Here is a 24,575-nt window from a genome sequence, read left to right as displayed (position 1 = left end):
CCATGCTCCGTACCGCCTTGCGCAACGTGCTCGCGCACAAGGCCAGGCTGCTGATGACCGTGCTCGCCGTCATGCTCGGCGTCGCCTTCGTCTCCGGCACCCTGGTCTTCGCCGACACCCTCTCCCACGCCTTCCGCAGCCAGTCCGCGAAGAGCTACGACGACGTCGCGGTCGCCGTCACCTCGTACGGCGACCCGAACTCGGCCGAGAAGGAGCCCGGCCTCTCGCAGGAGACCCTCGACAGGATCGCCGGGCTGGACGGCGTCACGGCCGTGCACGGCCGTGTCGACGGCTTCGCCGGGGTCGCCGACCCCGACGGCAAGCTCATCGGCGGCACGTTCGGCAGCCCCAAGGGCTCCAACTTCGCCCCCGGCAAGGACGGCAAGGACGCCGCCTACGTCTTCACCGACGGCTCGGGCCCGCTGAGTGCCGGTCAGATCGCGCTGGACGAGGGCACCGCCGCCAAGGGCAAGTACACAGTCGGCGACCGGGTCCGGGTCGCGACCAACGGGCCGGTCAAGGAGTTCACCCTCAGCGGCGTCTTCACCACCGACGACGGCGAGGTGAACGCGGGCGGCAGCCTCGTGCTCTTCGAGACGGCTGTGGCCCAGGAGCAGTACCTGAAGCGGGGCTTCTACCAGGAGCTCACCGTCACGGCCGCCCCCGGCGCCGACGACGCGAAGATCCTCGACGCGGTCGAACCGCTGCTGCCGGAGGGCGCCGAGGCGAAGACCGGCCAGGCGCTCGCCGACGAGCAGGCGAAGGACATCGAGCAGGGCCTCGGCGCCCTCAAGCAGGTCCTGCTGGGCTTCGCCGGCATCGCGCTCTTCGTCGGCGTATTCCTGATCTCCAACACCTTCTCGATGCTGGTCGCCCAGCGCACCAAGGAACTCGCGCTGATGCGCGCCGTCGGAGCCTCGCGCCGACAGATCACCCGCTCGGTGCTCGTGGAGGCCGCGATCGTCGGCGTGATCGCCTCGGCGATCGGTTTCGCCCTCGGTATCGGGCTGGCGGTCGGACTGCGCTCGGGGATGGCAGCGTTCGGCATGAAGGTGCCCGGGGGACCGCTGGTGCTGTCGGCGACACCGGTGCTCGCCGCACTCGCCGTCGGCGTGCTGATCACGATGTTCGCCGCCTGGCTGCCCGGCCGCAGGGCAGCGAAGATCCCGCCCGTGGCGGCGATGAGCAGCGTCCACGCGGTGGCCACCACCAAGTCGCTGGTGGTACGGAACTCCATCGGCGCGGTCATCACCGCGATCGGCGCCGTGGGCATCGTGGCGGGTGCCGACCGCGGCGGCGACGAGGGCCGGATCCTCATCGCGGCGGGCGCGTTCTTCGCGCTGATCGGCATCATCGTCCTCATCCCGCTGCTGTCCCGGCCCGTCATCGCGGCCATCCGCCCGCTGCTCGTCGGCCCCTTCGGGGTCGCCGGCAAGCTGGCGGGACAGAACGCGGTCCGCAACCCGCGCCGCACCGGCGCCACCGCCTCGGCGCTGGCGATCGGCCTGACCCTCGTCACCGGCCTCTCGGTGCTCGGTGTCACGGTCGGCGCGGCACTCGACAAGATGACCACGGACAACATCAAGGCCGACTACATGGTCTCGATGGCGAGCGGCGGTGACCTGGACCAGTCCGCGCTGACCGCCCTGGAGAAGGCCCCGGGTGCCGTCGCGGTCTCGCCGCAGCAGTCCTCCTACCTCGACATCGACGGCGAGTTCGCCTCGGCCTCCGCAGTGACTCCCGGCGCCATCGAGAAGGTCCTGAACGTCCAGGTCGTCAGCGGCGGCATCGGCTCGCTCGGCAAGGGACAGATCGCCGTCGCCGAGAAGACCAGCAAGAACAGGGGCTGGAAGGTCGGCGACAGCCTGCCCGTCACCTTCGACGACAAGAGCAGGGGCACCCTGACGGTCGGAGCGGTCTTCAAGGACAGTGAGTTCCTCTCCCCCGTCCTCGTCTCCACGTCGGTCGTGAACCCGCACGAGGTGAAGCCGTACATCCCGCAGATCTTCGTGAAGATGGACGGCGGCCCGACCGCGGCCAACGAGAAGGCCGTGCTCGGCGCCCTCGGCGAGAACCCCGCCATCAGGGTGATGGACCAGCAGGACATCCGCGACGAGTTCGGCGGCACGATCAACCTGATGCTGAACATCCTGTACGGCCTGCTCGCGATGGCGCTCATCATCGCCGTCCTCGGCGTCGTCAACACCCTCGCCATGTCCGTCTTCGAACGGCAGCACGAGATCGGCATGCTGCGCGCGATCGGTCTCGACCGGCGCCGGGTGAAGCGGATGGTCCGGCTCGAGGCCGTGGTCATCTCCGTCTTCGGCGCGCTGATCGGCATCGGCCTCGGCTCGTTCCTCGGCTGGGCCATCGGCGAGTCCATCCGGAGCAGCATCCCGGGCTACGCGCTGGTCCTGCCCTGGGACCGCATCGGGATCTTCCTGGTGCTCGCGGCTCTGGTCGGCGTCCTGGCCTCGCTCTGGCCGGCCCGCAGCGCCGCGAAGCTGAACATGCTGACGGCCATCAAGACGGAGTAGCGGCATCATACGGAGGGGCCGGTGTCCACGACTCGGACACCGGCCCCTTTCGTCTTTCCCGCGGGCCGTCAGCCCGACGCCGTCCACTCGCGGGCCCGCAGGGGCATGCCCGCGGGACCGCCCTCCTGCGGACGTACCGCGAGGACCTGGTTGACGCCTATGCGGTTGTGCTCGAAGGAGAGCGCGGAGGCCGCCATGTACAGCCGCCAGACCCTGGCGCGTCCGGGCGAGGTGACCCGTACCGCCTGCTTCCAGTGCTTCTCCAGATTGGCGACCCACTGACGCAGGGTCAGCGCGTAGTGCTCGCGGATCGCTTCGACGTCACGGACCTCGAAGCCGGCCTCCTCCAGGGTGGCGACCGTGCGGCCCACCGGGGCCAGTTCCCCGTCGGGGAAGACGTACGCGTCGATGAACTCGTCCACGTGGTAAGCGGACTCGTCCTTCTCGGGGCGGCGGGCGATCTGGTGGTTGAGCAGTCGGCCGCCGGGCCTGAGGAGGGCGTAGAGGTCTTCGGCGTACTCGCGGTAGCGGACGGAGCCGACGTGCTCGGCCATGCCGATCGACGAGATGGCGTCGTACGGGCCGTCCCTGACGTCCCGGTAGTCCTGGACCCGGATCTCGATCCGGTCGGTGAGGCCCTCCTCGGCGATGCGCTTGCGGGCGAAGGCGGCCTGTTCGGTGGAGAGGGTGATCCCGGTGACCCTCGCGCCGTACTCACGGGCCGCGTGGATGGCCATGGAGCCCCATCCGCAGCCGACGTCGAGCAGGCGGTCGCCCTCCTTCAGCGCGAGCTTGCGGCAGACGAGGTCGAGCTTGTCGCGCTGGGCGTCCTCGAGCGTCCCGCCCTCCTGCCAGTAGGCGCAGGAATAGACCATGGACGGTCCGAGGACCAGTTCGTAGAAGTCATTGCCGACGTCGTAGTGGTGGCTGATGGCCTCCTTGTCGCGGCGCCTGGTGTGCAGCGCTCCGGAACGGCGGCGGACCTCCTCCACGGGCGGAGGCGGCGGAGGCCACGGCCCGGCGAGCTGGACGAGGCCGCGGGCGAACGCACGGACTTTCGGGTCACGGACAGGATGGACGGAGTCCTTCGCTTCGGCACCCCGCTCCCAGAGCAGTCCGGCCAGATGGTTGAGTGCCGCGTAGAGGTCGCCCTCGATGTCGATCTCACCGGCCACCCAGGCGCGGGCCAGGCCCAGTTCGCCCGGCTTCCAGAGCAGTCGGCGCACGGCACGGCGGTGGCGCAGGATGAGGACGGGCGCGCCCGGCGGCCCGGATTCACTGCCGTCCCAGGCCCGGATCCGTACCAGCAGGGGTTCTCCCAGCAACTCCTCGGCGAGAGCGGTCAGCCGCGATGCGGCGTCTGGCATGGCGCACACCTCCGTGGTGGTGTTTCCCGACGTGCCTAAATTCGCATATACACGTGCCTGAACCGGGCGGCGACACCTCGGAGTCACCGCCGGGTACATCTGCGTCAACGCGGTCGGCCCGGCATGCAATCCCGCTCCACGGCAACGGAACGGCAAAATGCCTGCGCACCCCACTACTTGGCGCGCCGGAGACATGCCGAAGGGGCCGTCCGCACCACGGATGGCGGACGACCCCTTCGGTGACGTACAGGTACTAGGAGGCCTTGGCCTTCTCACCCTCGGCCTTGGCTGCGACCGGGGCGGGATGCGGCTTGGCCGCCTCGTAGAACTCCTCGCGCGGCGTCTCCATGGCGCCGAGCGAGACGACCTCGCGCTTGAGGAACATCGCCAGCGTCCAGTCGGCGAAGATCCGGATCTTGCGGTTCCAGGTCGGCATCGCCATGCCGTGGTAGCCACGGTGCATGTACCAGGCGAGACGGCCCTTGAGCTTGATCTTCACCTTGCCGACGACGATCATCGCGACGCCCTTGTGCAGGCCCAGACCGGCGACCGCACCCTTGTTGGCGTGGCTGTACTCCTTCTGCGGGAAGCCCCGCATGCCGGAGATGACGTTGTCGCCGAGGACCTTGGACTGGCGCAGGGCGTGCTGGGCGTTCGGCGGGCACCAGGCGTTCGGGTTACCGGCCTTGCGGCCGACCAGGTCCGGAACCTGGGCGTTGTCGCCCGCGGCCCAGATGTAGTCGGTGCCCTGCACCTGGAGCTTCTCGGAGGTGTCGACGTGACCACGCGGACCGAGCGGCAGACCGAAGCGGGCCAGCGCCGGGTTCGGCTTCACGCCGGCCGTCCACACGATCGTGCTGGAGTCGACCTCGAGGCCGTTCTTCAGCACGACGTGACCGTCGACGCACGAGTCCATGGAGGTGGAGAGGTAGATCTCCACGCCGCGGCTCTCGAGGTGCTCCTTGCCGTACGCGCCCAGCTTCGGGCCGACCTCGGGAAGGATCTTGTCGGCGGCGTCGACGAGGATGAAGCGCATGTCCTCGCGCTTCACGCTCGTGTAGTACTTCGCCGCGTCGCGCGCCATGTCCTCGACCTCGCCGATGGTCTCCGCACCGGCGAAGCCGCCGCCCACGAAGACGAACGTCAGCGCCTTGCGGCGGACGTCCTCATCGGTCGTCGAGTCTGCCTTGTCCAGCTGCTCGAGGACGTGGTTGCGCAGACCGATGGACTCCTCGATGCCCTTCATGCCGATTCCCTGCTCGGCGAGGCCGGGGATCGGGAAGGTGCGGGAGACCGCGCCCATCGCGATGACCAGGTAGTCGAAGGGCAGCTCATAGGCCTCGCCGACGAGCGGCGCGATCGTGGCGACCTTGCGGTCCTGGTCGATGGTCGTGACACGGCCGGTGAGAACCTCAGCCTTGGGCAGCACGCGTCGCAGCGGGACGACGACATGCCGAGGCGAGATGCTGCCGGCAGCAGCTTCGGGGAGGAAGGGCTGGTACGTCATGTACGAGCGTGGGTCGACGACCGTGACGGTCGCCTCCCCGTACCGCATCTTCTTCAGAATGCGACGAGCTGCGTACAGGCCTACGTACCCACCGCCTACAACGAGGATCCTGGGACGCTCCGTGGTGCTCATGCCATCGAGTATCCACCCCCCTCGGGGGGCACGCTCGTGAGCCCCTTCACAAGGTATGCGCGACCCTCTGCTACACTTCGCCGCCCACGTGACCCAGGTCATGGCTCCGGAGGGGAACCACGGGGCCACGGCGAACGTTGTTCACCACTTGTGAGCTGGCCCTTGTGCCACCGGGCGACCTGAACCACGCCCCCGCTTCACATGCGCGCCACACCCCCGAAACCTGCCCGCAGCCCCGCACCGGGGCCCTGCGGGGTGCACGCGCGGCCCCTTGGAAGCCGAACTTCACCCAGTGGAGCCGAATTCCTTGTGAAGAAGTTCACGAAGTTCGTCGCGGCGCCCCGCGGAAGGCCTCCGCCGACCGGCCCCAAGAGCCCCCGGAAGGCTCAAAGGTGCAGGCCGGAGTGCGCATGAGCGCGATCTCACCGATCGGCCCACGGCGCTGTGATCACGCTGCCGACCAGGCGATTCCGTCGAGGATGTCGTGCTCGCTGACGACGACCTCCCGGGCTCCGGTCCGTTCCATCACCGCGAGCAGGACAAGCGCCCCCGCGGTGATCACATCGACCCGTCCCGGGTGCATCGCGGGGATCGCCGCGCGCTCCTCGTGCGTCGAGGAGAGCAGCCGTCCGGTGATGTCCCGGACCTGGTCGAAGGAGATCCTGGAGTGGTGGATGGCCCCGGAGTCGTACTCCTGCAGACCGAGCGCGATCGCGGCGACGGTGGTGACGGTGCCGGCCAGGCCGACGAGTGTGGCCGCCTCGGCGAGCGGCACGGCCTCCTCGGCCAGGTCGAGGGCCGCGTCGATGTCCGCGCGGATCGCGGCGATCCTGCCGGGCGTGGGCGGGTCGACGACCACGCCGTCCTCGACGAGGTGGCGCTCGGTCATCCGTACGCAGCCGATGTCCACGGACCGGGCCGCACGGACGGTGTCGTCGCCGACGACGAACTCGGTGGAGCCGCCGCCGATGTCCACGACGAGATAGGGCTTCTCCAGATGGTCGCTGCCCGCCAGCTCCTTGGTGGCGCCGTCGAAGGAGAGCTGCGCCTCCTGGTCACCGCTGATGACCTCGGGCTCGACACCCAGGATGTCCAGGACACCCTGGACGAACACGGCACTGTTCTCCGCGTCGCGGGACGCGGAGGTGGCGACGAAACGGATCCTCTCGGCGCCGAGCTCCTTGATCGCCGCGGCGTACTCGCGGCAGGCGGCGAAGGTGCGCTCCAGAGCTTCCGGGGCCAGCCGCCCGGTGCGGTCGACGCCCTGACCTAGCCGCACGATCCGCATCCGGCGGTCGAGTTCGGTGAAGCTGCCGGACACGGGGTCCGCGTCGGCGACGAGCAGGCGGATGGAGTTGGTACCGCAGTCGATGGCGGCAACACGGGTCATGGGAGCTCCTGTGGTCGTGGTTGCGGGGGCTCCGCCCCCGACCCGCTCCCGCATCGCAGGAGGGGTCGGCCGTACGACCGAGCCCCTCCTGCCTCTCGAGGAGCGGGGTGCGGGGCCGAGCCCCGGGGTGCGGGAGGTCAGGCCCCTTCGGAGCCGCACGGCGACACGCACGGACCCTTCGCCCACCACTGCGGCAGCATCGCGATGGCCTCGTCGCCCAGCGGGTTGACGCCGGGCCCCGCCGCCAGCGAGTGACCGACCAGCACGTGCAGGCACTTCACCCGGTCCGGCATGCCACCGGCGCTGGGGAAGCCCTCCAGGACCTCGATGGCATCGCGGCGCGCGATGTAGTCCTCGTGCGCGGCCCGGTACGCGGCGGCCAGCTCCGGGTCCGTCGTGAGGCGCTCGGTCATCTCCTTCATGACCCCGTTGGCCTCCAGCGTGCCGATCGCGGACGCGGCACGCGGACAGGTCAGGTAGAACGTCGTCGGGAACGGCGTGCCGTCCTCCAGACGGGGCTGCGTCTCCACCACGTCGGGGTTGCCGCACGGGCAGCGGTGCGCGATGGCGCGCAGCCCGCGCGGCGGCCGGCCGAGCTGCTGCTCGAACGCGGCGATGTCCGCCTCGGTGGGCGCGGTGGATTCGGTCTGCGGAGGGGGCGTGTCCATGCCTGCCTTGAATGTCATCGATCGGTCTGTGTGAACGGGAACGGTGTCAGCCGCGGTCGGCACTGTCGACGCCGTCCCAGAGGTTCGAGTGCCAGGGCCTGCCCGTCGCACCCGGTTCGCCGCGGCGCACCTCGACCGCGTCCGGGTCGATCACCGTATAGCCGGTCTCCCCGGGCATGACGTAGTGGAGGTGCTGGCGCGCAAGTCGCCGGATGTACGCGTCGTCCTTGAGCCGCGCCTTCTCGTCGCGCAGCTCCTCGGTCCGGCGGTGCGCCTCCTGCGTGAGCCTCTCCTGATCGGCGATCTCGTCGCGCTGGGAGATGTACTGCCTCATCGGGTAGGCGAGGGCGACGACCAGGGAGCAGACGATCAGGACCAGGAACGCGGCCCTGCCCGTGAGCCGGGAGCGGCGGGCCTGGCGGCGGTTCTGCGACCGGTACACGCGGGCCGCGGTCTGCTCCCCGAGCAGCCGCAGCCTGGTCGCGGTGGAGAACCGGTCGCGGTCCTTCCCGGCCATCTCGCCTCCCCATTACGCAGGTCCGTCCCCGCACACGGTACGGGACCGAGTGCGGGGACGGACGGAGGCTGGTGCCCCGAAGGGAGGTTCAGCTCCTGCTGTCGGGGTCTCAGCCCTCGAAGCGGAACCGCGGGAACGCGGAACGGCCCGCGTACACCGCGGCGTCGTCGAGGATCTCCTCGATGCGCAGCAGCTGGTTGTACTTGGCGACACGGTCCGAGCGGGCCGGGGCGCCGGTCTTGATCTGGCCGCAGTTCACGGCGACGGCGAGGTCGGCGATCGTGACGTCCTCGGTCTCACCGGAGCGGTGGGACATCATGCACTTGAAGCCGTTGCGCTGGGCCAGCTCGACGGCGTCCAGGGTCTCGGTCAGCGAACCGATCTGGTTGACCTTGACGAGCAGGGCGTTGGCCGAGCCCTCCTCGATGCCACGGGCCAGGCGCTCGGGGTTGGTGACGAACAGGTCGTCACCGACGATCTGCACCTTGCCGCCGAGCTTGTCGGTGATGACCTTCCAGCCGGCCCAGTCGTCCTCGTACAGCGGGTCCTCGATGGAGACCAGCGGGTACGCGGAGACGAGCTCCTCGTAGTACTCGGTCATCTCGGCGGCCGAGCGGGACTTGCCCTCGAACTCGTAGACGCCGTCCTTGTAGAACTCGGACGCGGCGACGTCGAGAGCGAGCGCGATGTCGCGGCCCGGAACGTAGCCGGCTTCCTTGACGGCTTCGAGGATCAGGTCCAGGGCGGCGCGGTTGGACTCGAGGTTCGGGGCGAAGCCGCCCTCGTCACCGAGACCGGTGGACAGGCCCTTGGTCTTCAGGACCTTCTTCAGCGTGTGGTAGATCTCCGCGCCCCAGCGAAGGGCCTCGGAGAAGGACTCGGCGCCGATCGGCGCGATCATGAACTCCTGGATGTCCACGTTGGAGTCGGCGTGCGAGCCGCCGTTCAGGATGTTCATCATCGGAACGGGCAGCAGGTGCGCGTTCGGGCCGCCGAGGTAGCGGAACAGCGGCAGGTCGGACGCCTCGGACGCGGCGTGGGCCACGGCCAGCGAGACGCCGAGGATGGCGTTGGCGCCGAGGGAGCCCTTGTTCTCGGTGGCGTCGAGGTCGAACATCGCCTGGTCGATGAGGCGCTGCTCGGTGGCGTCGTAACCGACGAGCTCCGGGCCGATCTGCTCGATGACGGCGAGGACGGCCTTCTCGACACCCTTGCCGTGGTAGCGGTTGGGGTCACCGTCGCGAAGCTCAATGGCCTCGAACGCACCGGTGGAGGCGCCGGACGGAACGGCAGCACGTCCCGTGCTGCCGTCGTCGAGGCCAACCTCGACCTCGACCGTGGGGTTGCCCCGGGAGTCGAGGATTTCCCTGGCTACGACGACGTCGATGGACGGCACGAGGCATCTCCTTCTGGGATATGACGCTGGTTGTGCAGGGTCACTGTGGCCTTGCGCCCCGAGCCTAACCGGCTCGGCCCCCTGCATCGGCCGACCGCCCGTCCCCTGGGACGAAAAAGGACCCAAGGGCCTGCATTCCGGGCAAAGGTCCAGAAATCTACTGACCAGTAACCACAAGAGTTGAACGATCCCGTCCGCGGTGCGCCCCTGCGGCACACCGCGGAAACGACCCCGGCCCGGCGCACACGGGGGTGAGTGCGCCGGGCCGGGAGGGAACGCGTCGGGTGCCGCCGGACACCCTCCCGCGGCCCTGAAGCCTTCGGGGAGGAGAGACCCGGGACTACTTCAGGTGGAGCTGCTGACCCGGGAAGATCAGGTCGGCGTCCTCGACGATGTCGTCGTTGAGCTTGAACAGCTTCTGCCAGCCGCCCTTGACCTTCTTCGCGTCGGCGATCGTGCTCAGGGTGTCGCCTGCCTTCACCTTGTACTCGCCGTCACCCTTCTTGACCTTGTCGCCGGTCGGGGTCGTGACGGTCTTCGACGCCTCGGGGGCGGTGCGCTTCTCGCTGCGCGTGGTGGGCTGCTCGGCCTTGCGCTCCGGCTGGGCGGCCTTGTCGGCGCCCGTCGCGGAGGCGTCGACACCCGGGTCCACACCGTCGTCGGTCAGGCCGCCGGCGCCGGCGCAGGCCCAGGCGCCCGGGCCCTGCAGGTCGAGGAGCTTCTCGGCTGCGGTGATCTGCTGGGCCTTGCTGGCCAGGTCGGCGCGGGCGGCGAACTGCGTACCGCCGGCGGCTGCCCAGCTGGACTGCGAGAACTGCAGACCGCCGTAGTAGCCGTTGCCCGTGTTGATGGACCAGTTGCCACCGGACTCGCACTGCGCGACGGCGTCCCACGTGGCGACGGAGGCGGCGGAGGCACCGGTCGCGCCCATCAGCGGGACGGCGACCGCGGCACCGGTGACGCCGGCCAGGGTGGCGATACGGACGGCCTTGGACGGGCGACGGTGCTTGCCCTTGCTCGAAAGCAGCATGGTTCTCCTCACCGACGCCTACGAGGTGAGCTGTCGGGTTCGGGCCTGTGAGTTGCCCGGTCGCTCGCACTGGCAAGCGACTTCACCCCGAGCCGGCCCTCGCCCGTCTTCCGACGGCCGGGTCCGGCACTTACCTGGGTCCCCCGCTCCTGCCTACGGCGCTTTACGCGTCGATCCCTTCGACCGACGGCAGGATTCGGCGTGACGGTCGAAGGTGCCCGCGGTGCGAGCGGTTCCGACCGTAGACATAGGCAACCCCCACATTCAAAGATGGACATCACGGACAATCAGCCCTTACCCGCACCAGGTGAAGGATCGTTTTCGCAGGTCGGAGGCATCGCCGGCGAACCGGGCGGGCAAGAAGCGTGAGTTGACGCAAAGAGACCCATGTCTCACTTAGACATAAGTGGACATAGGCCTCTGAACTGCCCCCGGATTTGGGGTGTTTTCCCGAATTGGATCAGTTGCCGGCAGCGGCTTCCGCACCGGCCCCGGCGGTCTTCTCGTCCGCCTGTGCGCCCAGGTCGAGGTTCTGTCCGGGAAGGATCAGGTCCGGGTCGGAGCCCAGCTCGTCCTTGTTGGCCTCGTAGAGCGCCGTCCAGCCGCCGGGCAGTTCCTGCGCGTCCGCGATCGCCCAGAGGTTGTCGCCCGTGCGGACGGTGTAGGTGCCGTCGCCGCCGTCGCGCGCGTCGGCGTCACCGCGCGACGCGTGCCGGCCGGACTCGCGCCCGTCCGTCGAGCCCGTTCCGGCGCTCGCCTCCGGGGCCGGGGTGCCGCGGTGCTTGCCGCCCGGCGCTCCCGTCGAGCCGTCAGAGGTCTCGGACGTCTCGGGCGAGGGGAAGGAGTCAGGCTTGTCGGATCCGGTCGACTTGTCGGCTTTGCCGGTTTCGCCACCGCGGTTGTCCGTGTTCCTGTTCCCGCTCGCGTTGCCCGACGCATCGGACGAGGGGGTGGCCGACGCGTCGTCGGACGGGGTCGCTGTGTCCGACGGCTCGGTGGTCGGCTCACTGCCCGGGTCGACACCCGGGAGCGTGTTGTCGAGCGCGAGCCCGGAGATCACCGCGCAGCTGGCCCACGCCGTCACCCCCTGGTCGTCGAGCACCTTCTCCGCCACGGATATCTGCTGCGAGCGGCTGGCCAGGTCGGCGCGGGGCGCGAACGCCGTGCCGCCGTATTCCGACCAGGTGTCCTGCGAGAGCTGCAGGCCGCCGTAGTAGCCGTTGCCGAGGTCGGCGCTCCACATGCCACCGCTCTCGCACTCGGCGACCCGGTCCCAGGTCGAGGCGTCGGCTGCGTGCGCACCGGTCGCGCCGAGCAGCGGGATGGCGATGGCCGACCCTGTGACGCCTGCGGCGACGACGATGGCGGGTGCCTGCCGAGGGCGACGGTGTCTGCCGTTCGCGGAGCCCATGGGATTGCCTTCCGTGTGACTGACGTGTGACTGGTGAGTCGAACGGTGAACCTAGCCGCACTCGAACGTGTGTCACAAGTCGATGCAGCGGAGATCACGTGAAAGTCACAGAGTTGACAGAGTGTCACTTTTTTCGGCGCGGTGTCCGGGATCGAACTCCACGGGAAGAGTGCGCAGTCCGCGCATGATGAGCCCGCCCCGCCATCGCAAATCGGTAGGTTCCGCAGCGAGCCGCAGGTCGGGGAGGCGTCGCAGCAGCGTCGCCAACGCCGCCTGGCCCTCCAGCCGGGCCAGCGGTGCCCCCAGGCAGTAGTGGATGCCGTGCCCGTACCCGAGGTGCTGATTGTCACTCCGAGCGAGATCCAGCGTGTCCGCATCGCGGAATCGCTCCGGGTCCCGGTCGGCGGCGGCCAGCACCACGAGAACGGGGTCCCCGGCCTCGATGCGCTGCCCGCCCAGCGTCACGGGTTCGGTGGCGTACCGCCAGGTGGCGAGCTCCACCGGACCGTCGTACCGCAGCAACTCCTCGATCCCCGTGGCCAGCAGCGCCGTCTCCCCGGCCTCGATCGAGCGCTGGAGCAGCTCGCGCTGTTCCGGGTTGCGCAGCAGGGCGTAGGTGCCGTTGCCGATGAGGTTGACCGTGGTCTCGAAACCGGCGAACAGCAGGATGAAGGCCATCGCCGCGGCTTCGTTCTCGGTGAGGTGCTCGCCGTGGTCACTTGCCCGGATGAGTCCCGAGATCAGGTCGTCGCCGGGATTCTCCCTTTTGCGCTGGATGAGTTCAGCGAGGTAGCCGCGCATCTTCTTGACCGACCTGGCCACCCCGCCGCGCGGACCGCCGCCGTGCCTGATCATCATGCCCGCCCAGTCCCGGAAGTCGTCCTGGTCCTCCGGGGGCACCCCCAGCAGGTCGCAGATCGCGTAGATGGGGAGCGGGAAGGCGAAGTCGTGGATGAGGTCCGCCTTCCCCTCCTCGATGAACGCGTCGATGAGGCGGTCCGTCAGCTCCTGCACGCGCGGCGCGAACTCGGCGACCCGGCGCGGGGTGAACGCCTTGGAGACGAGCCGGCGCAGCCGGGTGTGGTCCGGCGGGTCGATGTTCAGGAGGTGCGTCATCAGGTCCGCCTTGCGCTCCCCCGGGATGCCCGTCTTCCCCTTGGCGTTCGCCGACCCGGCGTGGTGCGCCGGGTTCTTGGAGAGCCGGGTGTCGGCGAGGGCCTGCTTGGCATCCGCGTACCGGGTCACCAGCCAGGCCTCGACACCGCTGGGCAGCGCGGTGCGGTGCACGGGGCTGTGCTCGCGGAGCCAGGCGTAGGCGGGGTACGGGTCGGTGGCGAACTCCCACGTGAAGAGTTCGGGCGCGGCGTCCGGTGGTGTGCCGGGCGCGGGGATGTCGGCGGGGCTGTCGTTCACTCCTCGACGTTATCCGGAGCGCCCCCGTGCCCCTCCACCGCCCGGATCGCGTCCCGGTAGGTACGGGCGGCGGCCCTGAGGGCTGCCTCCGGGTCCGTGCCGTCCTGTTCGGCGCGTACGGCGAGGGCGAGGAGCCGGTAGCCGACCGAGTCGCCCTCCGGGAGCGCGACATCGAGCCCGGCTGTACGGGCCCGACTGCCCAGCTTGGCGGCCAGGGCCAGACCGGGCTGGCCGAGGGGCACCCCGTCGGTGACCGAATCCCGCTGCTTCTCGATCGCCTTGGTCCGCAGCCAGTGCGCGTGGACGTCCTCCGGGGTCTCCGCGGTCTCGTCGCCGAAGACATGCGGATGACGGTGGATCAGCTTGTCCACGATCGTGGCCGCGACATCGTCGACGGCGAAGGGCTCGTCCGGGTCCTCCTGCGCGATCCGGGCGTGGAAGACGACCTGGAGCAGAACGTCCCCGAGCTCCTCGCGCAGCTCCTCGCGGTCGCCGTCCTCGATGGCCTCGACCAGTTCGTACGCCTCCTCGATGGCGTACTTCGCGAGACCCTTGTGCGTCTTCTGCGAGGTCCACGGGCATTCCCGCCGGATCCGGTCCATGACCTGGACCAGATCGAGGAGCCGGGCGCCCGGCAGGTCGTAGGAGCCGGGCAGCAGTTCCAGGTCCGGCATCTGCACCCGGCCCGAACCGCCGAGCCGGGCCAGGCCGTCGGTGAGCGGCTGATTGCCCTCGCCGCCCACGAGGACCACCACGGTCCGTCCGCCCGCGCAGGCGTCGACGAGCTCCTCGGCCGACGGTGCGACGTGCTCGACCACGACCCCGGCCTCGCGCAGGTACGGCAGTTGCGGATGGTCCCGCTCGGCGCAGAGCACCCCGTCGGCGGCCTGCAGCGTCTGCCAGGCGGGCCAGGACAGCAGACCGGGCGCGACCCGGTGGCTGGCGGTGAGCAGGACGATACGGCCGGGGGCTTCAGCGTTCACCCTTGGAACCTACCCCGGCCGGGAGCCTCCCGGCCCTGGCCCCCGGCTCCGGCGCCCGGTCAGGCGCCCGACCGGGGTTCCTGCTCCTGGAACTCGGTGACCTGGTTGATCCACGGAGCCTTGTAGGTGCTCAGCTGGACCTGTTTGTCGTCCCAGGAACCGAAGCGAGGGTTGACGTCGACGTGCAGGGCCTTCGACGCCTTGGTGAGAGCCTCGCCGACGACCTGCTGTCCGGCGGGGGTCTGCAGGTCGGCGCCGAGCGCCTGGGCCAGCTTCGGCAGCTGGACCTCCTTGCGCAGATCGCCCTCGATCTGGTCCGGGGCGACCCAGCGCTGCTCCAGCATCACGCTCTGCAGGCCCTTGTCACCGCCGTACTGCGCGGCGGCCTGCCGGCGGATCTGCTGGATCTCCTTGCGGCTGACGGTCACCCCCGCGTCCTTCGCGGCCCGGTCCAGGACCATCCCGAACACGATCCCGTGCAGCTTGGCCCGGGTGAGCTGCCCGGACTTCTCCACCAGCTGCGCGGACTGCGGCGAACGCTCCTGCGCCGTGCGCACCTCCGACGCCTGGTCCTGGACCGTGGACATGTCGACCCGGTCCCCGCCGACCACGGCTGCGGCGCCTGGGTGCGCCTCGCTGCCACAGGCGGTCAGGAGGGGCGCCGCGACGAGCGTGGCGACGGATACGGCGAGCGCGGTGCGACGTCGGCGGTGCAAAGGAGCCTCCCGGGGAGAGTTTGTGCATCAGTGCACAAGGCCTTGCGGTGATCGATGTTAGGCAGTGGAAGGGGTTCGGGCCACTGATTCGACCAACGATTCGGGAGGAGTTGGGGATGCGGTGCGGCGGCGGGCCTCTCGGGGCGCCGCCGGGGCCGGATCTCAGCCGCCGCGCACGTCCTGCTGATGGGTGAGCTGCCTGCGCAGCTCGACGGGGAGCGGATGGTGCGGGCCGTACGTGCGCTCCGCGTCGTAGAGCAGCCCCTGCAGCTGCCGGCGCCCCGCCGCGTGGTCGCCGACCGCGAGCAGCAGGTGCCCGATGCGGTGCCGGATGTCGAAGGCCCGGGAACGGTCCGGGGGCGGCGCCCCGTAGGCGTTCTCGTAGTACGGGAGGACCGCACGGTACTCGGTGAGCGCCGCGGCCGCTTCGCCCAGCTGCTCCAGGCACTGTGCCGCGTCGTAGCGGAACTGCAGGGTCTGGGCGTCGGCCGGGCCCGCCTCGGCGGCGCGGTCGTCGGCGAGACGGCGCAGTTCGGGCAGCGCGCGGCGGTACTGACCGTCGTCCATCAGCGTGGCCGCGTACTGCTTGCGCAGGATCCGGACGACCGGGGAGTGCTCCCCGTGCTCGGCCGCGGCCGCCGGGAGGATGCCGCCCAGGATGTCCACGGCCTGGGTGATCCGGCCCTCGCCGATAAGCTGCTTCACCTCGTCCACCGCCTGTGCGACATCCCGGCGGGCGGGCGGCGCGTGGGTCGTCGCCGTCTGCTGCGTGGGCAGGGGCACCGGGGCCGGCACGGGCGCGGACGCCGGGGTGGCCGCCCGGTCCGGCCAGGGTGCGTGGGGCCGGAGGAAGGGACGGGTCGGGTCGAGCGGGCCCGCCGGTGCGCCCCCGACGGGCAGCAGCGGGCGCAGCGACTCGTACACCTCCTGGGCGGAGGCAGGGCGGTGCTGCGGGTCCTTGGAGAGGAGCCTCAGTACGAGCGCCTCCAGCGCCTCGGGAACCTCGGGCCGGAGATGGCGGACCGGGAGGGGCGGCTCGTAGAGATGGCGGTGCAGCACACCGAGGGCGGTGGAACCCGCGAACGGCACATCTCCGCTGAGCAGTTCGTGGAGGAGCACCCCGAGTGCGTACAGATCGGTGTACGGGCCGACCGCGCCGCCCATCGCCTGCTCGGGTGCCATGTAGGCCGGGGAGCCGATCGGTGAGCCCGTGTGCGTCAGGCGGGTGGTGTCGGTGTCCAGGACGGAGGCGACACCGAGGTCGAGCACGATCACGGTGCCGTCGGGCCTGACCATCGCGTTGCGGGGCTTCAGGTCGCGGTGGACGATCGGCACCGCGTGCACCGCGGAGAGCACGGCGCAGAGCTGGGCCGCGATCGCGACGGCCCAGGGCCACGGGTACGGGGCATGCTCGGCGAGGTGGTCGGCGAGGTCGGCGCCCTCGACGTACTGCATGACGAGGTAGAGGTCGTCGTCGTCGCCGCCCGCGTCGTGGACCGTGACCAGACCGGGGTGATCGACCTGGGCGGTGACCCGGCACTCCCGGACGAACCGACGGCGCAGTTCGTCGGCCGCGTCGCTTCCGGAGGGGCCCGCCACCCGGTCGGGGCGCAGGAGCTTGACCGCGACCCGGCGGTCCAGGCGCTGGTCGTACGCCGTCCAGACCTGGCCCATGCCGCCCTGGCCGAGGATGGTCGCCAGCTCGTACCGCCCCGCGATGACGCGCCCGTTCACTGGCTGCCGCCCTCCTTGCGGAGGTAGTCGCTCAACTCGTCGAGCTCGGCGCGCACCTGGTCCAGGCGCTGCGGCGAGGCGGGCGAGGGCACGGCGGGCGGAGGCGTCGCGGGGGCGGGCGGAGGCGTCGCGGCAGGCGGCTGCGCCGGGGGCGTCGGAACGGGCGGGTAGCCGTAGGTGGGCCTGGGCGCCGCGGGTGCGGAAGGCACGGTCTGCTGCGGCACGTAACCGCCGTACGGGAGCGGGGACGGCCCCGGGCGCGAACCGCCGTACGGTCCGAAGTGGCGTATTTCGGCGTACAGGTAGTAGGTGACCGTGCCTGCGACGACGACGAACAGCCAGCCGATGCCGATGAGCGCCTCCGCGTCCGTCATCTCTTCGGCGTCTTCGGGCAACGTCCCGAAGAACACGATGAGTCCGACGTTCAGCGCGAACACGAGGGCGAGCAGATACCAGTCGAGCTTCCTGCGGGTGACGATCGCCAGCCTCAGCATGGCTGCCCAGGCGAGGAAGCCACAGCTCAACATGGTGAGGGCCACGAAGAGCACGCGCAGCGTGACAAGCGTCGCCGGGGACGGGCGGCGCCTCGGTTGCTGCTCCGGCGGATAGCCGTAGCCATGCATGTGCTGCTCCTGGAAGGGCGTGTGTCGGACGGGTGGTGTGAGCGTATACACCGACACGGACAACGGGTCCCGGGTTGTGCACAACCGTTGTGCTTCACATCACTTCGGCGCGACCGTGCCGTCCGTGAGCCCGTCGTACATGCCCTGGACCAGCCGGCCGCCGAGCCGCCCGGCCGTGCGCAGCGCGTCCTCGAAGGCGGCGAGAGCGCGGAACTGCTCGCCGTACCTCTGCTGTTCGGCCAGTGGCAGTCGCGGCAGCTGGAGACGACGGGCGTCGAGCCGCGTGGCGGTGGACGCGTAGCTGCTGGCCTGCCGGTTGTTGGCGGTACCGCGCAGGAACCCGGCGAGGAACCAGGGGTCGAGCGCGGCCGGATCGGGGCGCAGCAGCTGGAGGTTGCGGCCGAGGGCGGCGCCCGCGGTGGCGTCGTCGATGACCCGGGTGACCGAGCCGCCGCCCAGTACGGGCACGACGACATCGCCCGGTTCGAGAAGGAGCGCCTCGTCCTCCGGGGGAGCTGCCGGGGTGGTGGGGGAGCCGCTGGGGGCCGTGCCGGCGAGCACGTCGTGCTCGGTGAGGACGGGTGCGGCACCACTGCCCGAACCGCCGGTACGCAGCTGCAGGGCCCCCGCGCGCGCCAGTTCACCGACCGTGGTGAGGGGCCGCCGGACCAGGTCGGAGGGGGCTGCGGGCGGCGGGGTGAGGCGGGCGGTGAGCTTCAGGGTGTCGTCCAGCCGTTCCCGTACGCGGATCAGCTCGGCCGCGCCGCCGCCGGAGGCCGGGGGCGGCAGGTGGCGGGCGGGGGCCAGGTCCACGTCGTCGTCGAGGAGCTCGATCACGGGGACGGCGCGGCTGACACCGGGGCGGTCGACGCGGACAGCCCTGCTCTTCCCTTCCGTGCCGTCGCCCCCCTCGGTCCCGCGATCCTGTGTGAACGCGTTCCAGGCCCCGAGTGCCGCGCTCCGCACGGCCGTCCAGTCGATCCGGTCGCGGCCACCGGCTGCCGGCGATCCCGGGCCCGTTGCCGGTTCGGCGGTCTCGGCGGTGTCGACGAGCAGGAGTTCGGGCACGGGGCGGTGCCCTGCGCCCGGCTTGCGCAGGACCCACAGGTGGAGCGGGATCCCGTACGGGGGTGCGGCGCCGGCCGGGAGTGCGATGACGGCGCGCAGGGCGCCCCGGCGCAGCAGGTCGGCACGGATCCGGCGGCCCGAACGGCGGGAGGCTGCGGCCGGGGGCATCAGCAGTACGGCGGTCCCGCCGTCGCGGAGACGGGCCAGGGCGTGCTGGACCCAGGCGAGTTCGGATTCGGTGCGGGCGGGGAAGCCGTACTCCCAGCGGGGATCGTAGGCCAGCTCGTCGTGACCCCAGTTGCGCTCGTTGAACGGCGGGTGGCAGAGCACGGCGTCCACGGTCAGCCGGGGGAAGGCGTCGGCGCGCAGGGAGTCGCCGGTACGGACCGTGAGCGCTCCCCCGTCCGTCCGCGCGGGGCCGTCGGAGTGCAGCGCGAGCCGCAGCGCGGTGAGCGCCGCGAGCTCGGGGTCGGCCTCCTGCGCGTACAGGGCCGTGGGGCCGCTGACCGCGCGCAGGAGGGCTCCTGTTCCGGCTGCGGGGTCCAGGACGGCGCGGGCGGGCTGCGTCCCGCTCCGCCGGCCGCCGGCCCGGTCCTGCTCGGCCAGCTCGGCCATCAGCTCGGCCAGATCGGGCGGTGTGAGGGTGTACTGGCGTGGATTGGCGTCGAGCTGCCTGCCGAAGAGGAACTCGAAGGCCTTCCGGACACCCGTCCCGGCCGCCAGCTCGGCGGCGGAGCGCAGGAGCGGGACCGAGGGCGCCAGGTCGGTGGCGTCAGGGGTGTGAACGGCACGCTCGGGTCCGAAGTGCACCGTCAGTACGTCGTCCAGAGCGCCTGGGAGGACTCGGGCCATCCGGGCGTCCGAGACGGCGGTGATCTCCAGCCATGCGGTGGGCCTGTCCCGGACGAGCAACAGGGCGCAGCCTGCGTGGACCAGGGCGGTGGCGGCGCCGGCCGGATGGCCGGACAGCTGCTGCCAGACCCGCTCGCGGAGCGGGACCTCGGCGAGCTTTCCCTGCTCGCGCAGCCACTGTTCGACCTCGGGCAGGGCAAAGGACGGGCTGGTCTCGGTGCCGCCGACCGGCTTGGGGAAGTCCGCGTGGCGACGGCGCCAGTTGCTCACGGCCGCGCGCCCCACCCCTGCGAGCCGTGCGATCCCGGCCGCGGTCACCTCAGTCGAGCTCTCCGGCACTGGCTGTCTCCCCGATAGATCCGTCCTGCGGGCGAGCATACCGACTTGTTGCCGATCCACCGGTTCACACTGTGCACGAACCCGTGCTGAACGAATTGCTGTTGACTCGGTTCACAGGCTCTGGTCTTATTGACCTGTCGCCGCTCGATGCGGCGCACAGAACCGCTCACACTTCCCCGCATGTCGCCGGAGGGCACAGCCATGTCCCAGTTCACGCAGCCGCCGCAGCCCCAGCAGCCGTACAGCCCCGCCCAGGAACCCGGCCTGCGTCCCGCGCGGAACGGCCTCGGCACCGCCGCCCTCGTCCTCGGCATCATCGGTGCCGTCTCCGGCCTGATCCCGTTCATGTTCTGGCTGGCGGGCATCCTCGGCCTCATCGCCCTGATCCTGGGCCTCGCGGGGCGGGGCCGGGCCAAGCGCGGCGAGGCGAACAACAAGGGAGTGACCACGTTCGGCGCCGTGCTCGGCCTGGTCGCACTGATCCTGTCGGTGGTCGGCGCGGTGCTCACCTTCAAGGCCGTGGACGACGTCGTGAACGACATCAACAAGTCCGTCGCGGACAGCTCGGCCTCGGCGAAGCCGGGCGGGGCGGACGACGCGAAGGGTGATGCCAAGGACGACGCGAAGGGCGACGCGGCCGACGCCCCGAAGACCGATGACGAGCCCGCCGCCGGCGAGACCCTCGCCGGGCGTGACACCGCCGCGTACGACGACGGGCTCGAGGTCACGGTCAGCAACGCCGCCGCGTACACACCCGACGCGTACGCCGCAGGGCACACCAAGGGCAATCGGGCCTACAAGGTCTCCGTCGTCATCGAGAACAAGACGAAGGAGAAGTTCGACTCCGCACTCGTGAGCGTCGACGCCCGTGCCGGTGACGACGGCGTCAACGCCGAGCAGATCTTCGACGGGAAGGTCGGCGAGGGCTTCAGCGGCACGGTCCTGCCGGGCAAGAAGATCACCGTGCAGTTCGCCTTCGACGCCCCCGCGGACGCCAAGAACCTGAGCGTCGAGGTCAGCCCCGGCTTCGACTGGGACGCCAGCCAGTGGGAACTGAAGCTCTGACCCGCCCCTGCCAGGCCACGGCCGTCCGCCCTGGCCACCACCGGCCACTCCCGCCCCGGCCGCCCCGGCCGCCCCGGCACAGCAACTCCCGGTCCGGCCACTCCCGTACCCGCCCCTGACACCCCGGAGCCTCGTCCCGTGCGCTGCCTCTCAGCCCGCATCTCCGCAGCCGCTCTCTGCGCCGCGGCCGCACTCGGCCTCACCGCGTGCGACGCGTTCACCGGCGACCCCGGGGCGCAGGCTCCGTTCTCCGGTCTCACCGGCCCGGAGGTCACCAACAAGGCAGTCGCGGCCACCCGGGCCGCCGCGACCGTACGTCTGACCGTGACCACGGAGACGGCGGACGGCCCGGTCCAGGCGTTCGTCGCCTCGGGTGCCAGGGGCGCGTGCACGGGGACGTTCTCGCTGGGATCGGCGGGAACCCTGGAACTGATCCGGGCGGACGGAGCCGTCTACACGAAGTCCGACAAGGCGATGCTCCGCGCCGCGGACGGCCCGGTCAGGGACGCCGACGTCGACCGGCTCGCCGGCCGCTGGGTGAAGGCCCGCCCGGACGACAGCCGCACGGCCCAGAGCCTGCGCTTCTGCGATCCGAAGGATCTCCTCGCCCGGCTCGCCGCGACGAGTGCGACCACCCGCAAGGGCAGGCAGGCAACGATCGCCGGCACACCCAGCCTGACCCTGACCGGCGGATCGGGCCGGGAGAAGTGGACGGCGAGCGTTGCCACGGAGGGCACGCCCCACCTCTTGAAGATGCGCCTCACCGACGGCGCCGAGAAGCCGCTCACCGTGGAGTTCTCGGAGTTCGGCGCCCCGCTCACCGTGAAGAGACCGACAACCGACTGACCCGCCCGCCGTCGGCCGGCCCCCGTCCACGGACCGGGGGCCGGCCGCACTGTCACACCCGGTGCCGCACCCACACGTTCGGCTCGACGTACACCGCGTACCCGTGCTCGGTCGAACAGTGCACCGGCACCAGTGCTCCCGGCACCACCACCGGCCCCTCGGCGTCGAAGGGCAGCCCGGTCCAGGCCCGCCACTGCGCGAGGGAACCGCTGACGGTCATGGACGTGGTCGCCACCGCCTCGATCACCCCGCCCGCCCGCACATGGACCCGCAACCACGGGTCGCAGGGCAGGCCGTCCTCGTCCCTGGTCCGCCTGGCGTACTCCTCCATCGGCGCCGAGGGATCGGTGTGCTTCGCGCTCGGCCGTACCGGGGCCACAAGCTCCCCGAAGCCCAGCCGTCCGGCGTTCTCCCGCATCGCGGCCACCATCCGGCCCGAGATCCCCCGCCCGAGATGCCCCTCGGCGACCGTGATCTCGATCGCGCTCACCGTGTCGGGGGTGCGCCCGTGCCGCAGGTCGGAGAGCGCCCACAGCAGCACCTGGTCCCACCCGTTGACGGGCAGCCGGCCCCGCCCCGGCGCCTCCAGGGCGAACGGCACGCTGTACCCCCGCGCGACAACAGCACCGTCCGGGTCGGTGGCGACGAGCACGTACTCGGGGAACTCCACGGCGATCCGAGGGAAGTTCGCCCAGCCGACGAGGTCCTCGAGCACGAACTCGGGCCAGGTGTCCGGCATCTCGTCCATCGCCCGGGCCAGCTCGGGCCGTGCGGCGAGGGTGGTGATCATCAGGTCCATCCGGCCACGCTAGGCACGCCGCCCCCACCCGCCAACCCATTTCCCGGGCCGCACGGGCTCGGGAGCGGGCGCCGAGGGGATCGGCTGCGTCACACGGAGCCGGCGACGATGAGCGCGAGCGTGGGCACGAGTGTCAGCAGGACACCGGCCGGCCAGTACAGGAGGGGGTCGAGCCGCACTCTCCGCCGCACCGGGCCGTTGGCGCGCCACCACACGAGCCCGAACACCACCACGACCGGCACGATGATCACCAGCCACAGCAGCATGCCGTCGTTCTCGGTCGGCTCACGCCGGGTGTAGCCCACCTCCGCGAGCGGGCCGTTCGACACGAAGTACCAGAGGAGCCACACCGGAACGATTCCGGGTATGCCGAGCAACAGGTTCACGCCCACGGCCGTCAGACGCCATTTCCACATGCGCCCAGTATTCACATCGGGCCGCACCCGGAGCGTGTCGCCGGTCAACGCCCGGTCCCCTCGGTGGGATTGCCGCCCGCCGGAAGCTTCTGGTCCGGGCAGGCCGCCAGCACCTTCGTCATCGCGTCCCGCTCGGCCCGCGTCACCCACAGCCCGTACTTCTTCTTGACCGAGACCTGCCCCGCCACGTAGGTACAGCGGTACGCCTTGTTGGGAGGCAGCCAGGTGGCGGTGTCACCGTCGCCCTTGCGGCGATTGGCCGAGGAGTCCGCGGCGACGAGATTGAGCGGATCGTTCGCGAAGGCGCGCCGCTTGCCGTCGTTCCACTGCTGCGCGCCCTTCTGCCAGGCGTCGGACAGGGCGACGAGATGGTCTATGTCGACCTTGCTGCGCCCTCGTTCGAACGTGACGCGCGTCCCCGTGTACGGGTCGGGGTCGAGCACCCCGCGCAGCACCTTGCACCCGTCGGCCGCACGGGAGACATCGCGCAGCTGGTCCGCGAGGATGTCGTCCCGGGTCCCGCAGCCGTTCCGGTCGGTGTCCAGCCAGGCGGAGCCGAACTCGTCGCGGTCGTAACCGGTCCTGGGGGCCCGCCCCTTCACGGTGAGGCCCTCGACGGCCTGCATCGCCGATCCGCCCGCGGCGGGCGCGGTCCGGGACGGAGGGTCGGGAGACAGGCTCCCGGCGTCGCACCCGGCCAGGGCGAGCGAGCCCGTGAGTGTCACCGCCGCGAGTGGGAGCAGGCGGATTCGGCGGCTTGCTGCGCGATGAGATGTCACAGCGGTCCAGAGTAGGCGCCCTGCGCGGTCTCGGACCTACCCGATGCCCACCGTCGTCTCAGACCTTCCCGATGCCCAGCGTCGTCTCGGAGGGCAGCAGCCCCGAGCCGAGCACCTCCACCCACGGCGGCCCCAGCAGCTCCACGAGCCGCTCCCGCTCCTCGGTTCCGAGCACCTCCCAGGGCCTCGACGCCAGCTCGTCCGTGCGCCGTTCGACCTGTGCGCGCAGGGCCCGCCCGGCCTCGGTCGCCGTCCCGTCCACCTCCAGCAGTCCGCGCCCCGCCAGCCGTTGCCGACCCGCCGCCCACTCCGCCCCGCTCCATCCCCGGCTCGTGAACACCTCCGGGCGGGCGGCGCCGACGGCCGCGAAGGAGACCAGCGACTCGACCGGGTCGAGGCCGGCCTCGACGAGCGCCGCGAGGTGACCGTCCCCCCGGTGCTCACGCAGGACCGTCGCGGCCTGCCAGAGCGCCAGGTGGGGCGCGTCCGGCCAGGGCAGAGCGGCGTTGGCCTCGGCCAGGGGCCGGCCCGTGACGTCCGCGGCCAGCGCCGCCCGCCGCGCCAGCACGGCCGCCTCGGCGAACTCCGGGCCGTGCACCCGGTCGCCGAACAGGACCCGGTACGCCCGGTCGACGGCCCTGGTGCGGGCCGCGAGAACCGCCTCGGGGCCCGCCACGGACCAGCCGTCGGGGACGTACTTCCCGGTCATCGCGGGGCTGAAGCTGTAGAACGTGGCGGTCACCCGGTCCGCCCCCACCGCCCCCAGCGGCGCCGCGCGCCAGGCGAAGTAGCTCGGCCAGCGCTCGTCGACCGCGTGACCGAGCCCGGCGGCCTCCTCGAAGGCTTCCGGCGCGTAGTAGAGGACGGCGTGCAGGGGCTCCAGCAGGTGCCACATCTGGCGTACGCGACCCAGCTCGTCGGACATGTCTCCGCCTTCCGCAGAACGGTTCATCTTGTCACTGACTAGATTCCAGCCTGCTCCTCGTC

At 71.1% G+C, this 24,575-nt stretch carries 21 protein-coding genes and 1 riboswitch; of the genes, 3 read left to right on the top strand and 18 right to left on the bottom strand.

Translation table 11 applies throughout. The features are described 5' to 3' along the window. Window positions 1-2: 2 nt before the first annotated feature. Complete coding sequence (locus OG844_RS30625) at window positions 3-2,537, top strand: ABC transporter permease (RefSeq protein WP_406394637.1); 2,535 nt, start codon at window positions 3-5, stop codon at window positions 2,535-2,537. Between the two features lie 68 nt (window positions 2,538-2,605). Here OG844_RS30625 and OG844_RS30620 read toward each other — a convergent pair whose 3' ends face one another. The 14 genes from OG844_RS30620 to OG844_RS30555 form a co-directional block, all read right to left on the bottom strand. Then, complete coding sequence (locus tag OG844_RS30620; RefSeq protein WP_406394636.1) at window positions 2,606-3,904, bottom strand: class I SAM-dependent methyltransferase; 1,299 nt, start codon at window positions 3,902-3,904, stop codon at window positions 2,606-2,608. Window positions 3,905-4,157: 253 nt separating this feature from the next. After that, entirely contained in the window at window positions 4,158-5,543 is a 1,386-nt protein-coding gene (locus tag OG844_RS30615; RefSeq protein ID WP_329210266.1) for an NAD(P)/FAD-dependent oxidoreductase, read from the bottom strand. Between the two features lie 448 nt (window positions 5,544-5,991). After that, window positions 5,992-6,933, bottom strand: coding sequence for an exopolyphosphatase (locus OG844_RS30610; RefSeq protein WP_406394635.1), 942 nt, complete (start codon window positions 6,931-6,933; stop codon window positions 5,992-5,994). Between the two features lie 137 nt (window positions 6,934-7,070). Next, a complete protein-coding gene (locus OG844_RS30605; protein ID WP_406396319.1) occupies window positions 7,071-7,601 on the bottom strand; it encodes a DUF501 domain-containing protein in 531 nt (176 codons plus the stop codon). Between the two features lie 46 nt (window positions 7,602-7,647). Then, entirely contained in the window at window positions 7,648-8,118 is a 471-nt protein-coding gene (locus OG844_RS30600) for a septum formation initiator family protein (RefSeq protein ID WP_406394634.1), read from the bottom strand. Between the two features lie 109 nt (window positions 8,119-8,227). Next, complete coding sequence (gene eno / locus OG844_RS30595; RefSeq protein ID WP_351182490.1) at window positions 8,228-9,514, bottom strand: phosphopyruvate hydratase; 1,287 nt, start codon at window positions 9,512-9,514, stop codon at window positions 8,228-8,230. Window positions 9,515-9,854: 340 nt separating this feature from the next. After that, window positions 9,855-10,544, bottom strand: coding sequence for a transglycosylase family protein (locus OG844_RS30590; protein ID WP_406394632.1), 690 nt, complete (start codon window positions 10,542-10,544; stop codon window positions 9,855-9,857). Beyond that, window positions 10,545-10,715, bottom strand: a riboswitch (cyclic di-AMP (ydaO/yuaA leader). Between the two features lie 289 nt (window positions 10,716-11,004). After that, window positions 11,005-11,955 (bottom strand): transglycosylase family protein, encoded by a 951-nt coding sequence (locus OG844_RS30585; protein ID WP_406394631.1) that lies wholly within the window; start codon window positions 11,953-11,955, stop codon window positions 11,005-11,007. A 105-nt stretch (window positions 11,956-12,060) separates the two neighbouring features. Further along, the gene (locus OG844_RS30580; protein WP_406394629.1) at window positions 12,061-13,368 is read right to left on the bottom strand and encodes a cytochrome P450; all 1,308 of its coding nucleotides are present in this window, start codon (window positions 13,366-13,368) and stop codon (window positions 12,061-12,063) included. Beyond that, the gene (locus OG844_RS30575) at window positions 13,365-14,351 is read right to left on the bottom strand and encodes a nucleoside triphosphate pyrophosphohydrolase (protein WP_406394628.1); all 987 of its coding nucleotides are present in this window, start codon (window positions 14,349-14,351) and stop codon (window positions 13,365-13,367) included. The genes OG844_RS30580 and OG844_RS30575 overlap by 4 nt, the downstream gene beginning before the upstream one ends. Window positions 14,352-14,410: 59 nt before the next feature. After that, window positions 14,411-15,067, bottom strand: a complete 657-nt coding sequence (locus tag OG844_RS30570) for a SurA N-terminal domain-containing protein (RefSeq protein ID WP_406394626.1) — start codon at window positions 15,065-15,067, stop codon at window positions 14,411-14,413. Between the two features lie 162 nt (window positions 15,068-15,229). Continuing rightward, a complete protein-coding gene (locus OG844_RS30565) occupies window positions 15,230-16,801 on the bottom strand; it encodes a protein kinase domain-containing protein (protein ID WP_406394624.1) in 1,572 nt (523 codons plus the stop codon). Beyond that, the gene (locus tag OG844_RS30560; RefSeq protein WP_406394622.1) at window positions 16,798-17,424 is read right to left on the bottom strand and encodes a hypothetical protein; all 627 of its coding nucleotides are present in this window, start codon (window positions 17,422-17,424) and stop codon (window positions 16,798-16,800) included. The genes OG844_RS30565 and OG844_RS30560 overlap by 4 nt, the downstream gene beginning before the upstream one ends. A 99-nt stretch (window positions 17,425-17,523) precedes the next feature. Continuing rightward, on the bottom strand, window positions 17,524-19,683 hold the full coding sequence (locus OG844_RS30555) for an N-6 DNA methylase (protein ID WP_406394621.1): 2,160 nt from the start codon (window positions 19,681-19,683) through the stop codon (window positions 17,524-17,526). 201 nt (window positions 19,684-19,884) lie between these two features. Between OG844_RS30555 and OG844_RS30550 the strand changes: the two genes are divergently transcribed. Beyond that, window positions 19,885-20,748: a DUF4352 domain-containing protein gene (locus OG844_RS30550; RefSeq protein ID WP_406396317.1), complete on the top strand. Its 864-nt coding sequence runs from the start codon at window positions 19,885-19,887 to the stop codon at window positions 20,746-20,748. Between the two features lie 138 nt (window positions 20,749-20,886). After that, complete coding sequence (locus tag OG844_RS30545) at window positions 20,887-21,594, top strand: hypothetical protein (RefSeq protein WP_406394620.1); 708 nt, start codon at window positions 20,887-20,889, stop codon at window positions 21,592-21,594. A gap of 52 nt (window positions 21,595-21,646) precedes the next feature. On the opposite strand, the gene OG844_RS30540 is transcribed toward OG844_RS30545, so the two are convergent. The 4 genes from OG844_RS30540 to OG844_RS30525 all read right to left on the bottom strand — a co-directional run bounded on the left by OG844_RS30540 (window position 21,647) and on the right by OG844_RS30525 (window position 24,513). Further along, window positions 21,647-22,393 (bottom strand): N-acetyltransferase, encoded by a 747-nt coding sequence (locus tag OG844_RS30540; RefSeq protein WP_406394618.1) that lies wholly within the window; start codon window positions 22,391-22,393, stop codon window positions 21,647-21,649. Between the two features lie 89 nt (window positions 22,394-22,482). Then, complete coding sequence (locus OG844_RS30535; protein WP_406394616.1) at window positions 22,483-22,809, bottom strand: hypothetical protein; 327 nt, start codon at window positions 22,807-22,809, stop codon at window positions 22,483-22,485. A gap of 44 nt (window positions 22,810-22,853) precedes the next feature. Then, a complete protein-coding gene (locus tag OG844_RS30530) occupies window positions 22,854-23,534 on the bottom strand; it encodes an HNH endonuclease family protein (RefSeq protein ID WP_406394614.1) in 681 nt (226 codons plus the stop codon). 112 nt (window positions 23,535-23,646) lie between these two features. Further along, window positions 23,647-24,513, bottom strand: coding sequence for an SCO6745 family protein (locus OG844_RS30525; protein WP_406394612.1), 867 nt, complete (start codon window positions 24,511-24,513; stop codon window positions 23,647-23,649). Window positions 24,514-24,575 lie beyond the last annotated feature (62 nt).

The organism is Streptomyces sp. NBC_00887 (assembly GCF_045207585.1).
This window is presented reverse-complemented; position numbering and strand designations above follow the sequence as displayed.

What these genes read in the sequence shown, in the direction of transcription:
- OG844_RS30560 (WP_406394622.1), bottom strand. Translation starts at nt 17,424, where the DNA reads ATGCATGGCTACGGCTATCCGCCGGAGCAGCAACCGAGGCGCCGCCCG.
- OG844_RS30620 (WP_406394636.1), bottom strand. Translation starts at nt 3,904, where the DNA reads ATGCCAGACGCCGCATCGCGGCTGACCGCTCTCGCCGAGGAGTTGCTG.
- OG844_RS30615 (WP_329210266.1), bottom strand. Translation starts at nt 5,543, where the DNA reads ATGAGCACCACGGAGCGTCCCAGGATCCTCGTTGTAGGCGGTGGGTAC.
- OG844_RS30535 (WP_406394616.1), bottom strand. Translation starts at nt 22,809, where the DNA reads ATGTGGAAATGGCGTCTGACGGCCGTGGGCGTGAACCTGTTGCTCGGC.
- OG844_RS30625 (WP_406394637.1), top strand. Translation starts at nt 3, where the DNA reads ATGCTCCGTACCGCCTTGCGCAACGTGCTCGCGCACAAGGCCAGGCTG.
- OG844_RS30540 (WP_406394618.1), bottom strand. Translation starts at nt 22,393, where the DNA reads ATGGACCTGATGATCACCACCCTCGCCGCACGGCCCGAGCTGGCCCGG.
- OG844_RS30525 (WP_406394612.1), bottom strand. Translation starts at nt 24,513, where the DNA reads ATGTCCGACGAGCTGGGTCGCGTACGCCAGATGTGGCACCTGCTGGAG.
- OG844_RS30585 (WP_406394631.1), bottom strand. Translation starts at nt 11,955, where the DNA reads ATGGGCTCCGCGAACGGCAGACACCGTCGCCCTCGGCAGGCACCCGCC.
- OG844_RS30590 (WP_406394632.1), bottom strand. Translation starts at nt 10,544, where the DNA reads ATGCTGCTTTCGAGCAAGGGCAAGCACCGTCGCCCGTCCAAGGCCGTC.
- OG844_RS30550 (WP_406396317.1), top strand. Translation starts at nt 19,885, where the DNA reads ATGTCCCAGTTCACGCAGCCGCCGCAGCCCCAGCAGCCGTACAGCCCC.
- OG844_RS30600 (WP_406394634.1), bottom strand. Translation starts at nt 8,118, where the DNA reads ATGGCCGGGAAGGACCGCGACCGGTTCTCCACCGCGACCAGGCTGCGG.
- OG844_RS30610 (WP_406394635.1), bottom strand. Translation starts at nt 6,933, where the DNA reads ATGACCCGTGTTGCCGCCATCGACTGCGGTACCAACTCCATCCGCCTG.
- OG844_RS30605 (WP_406396319.1), bottom strand. Translation starts at nt 7,601, where the DNA reads ATGGACACGCCCCCTCCGCAGACCGAATCCACCGCGCCCACCGAGGCG.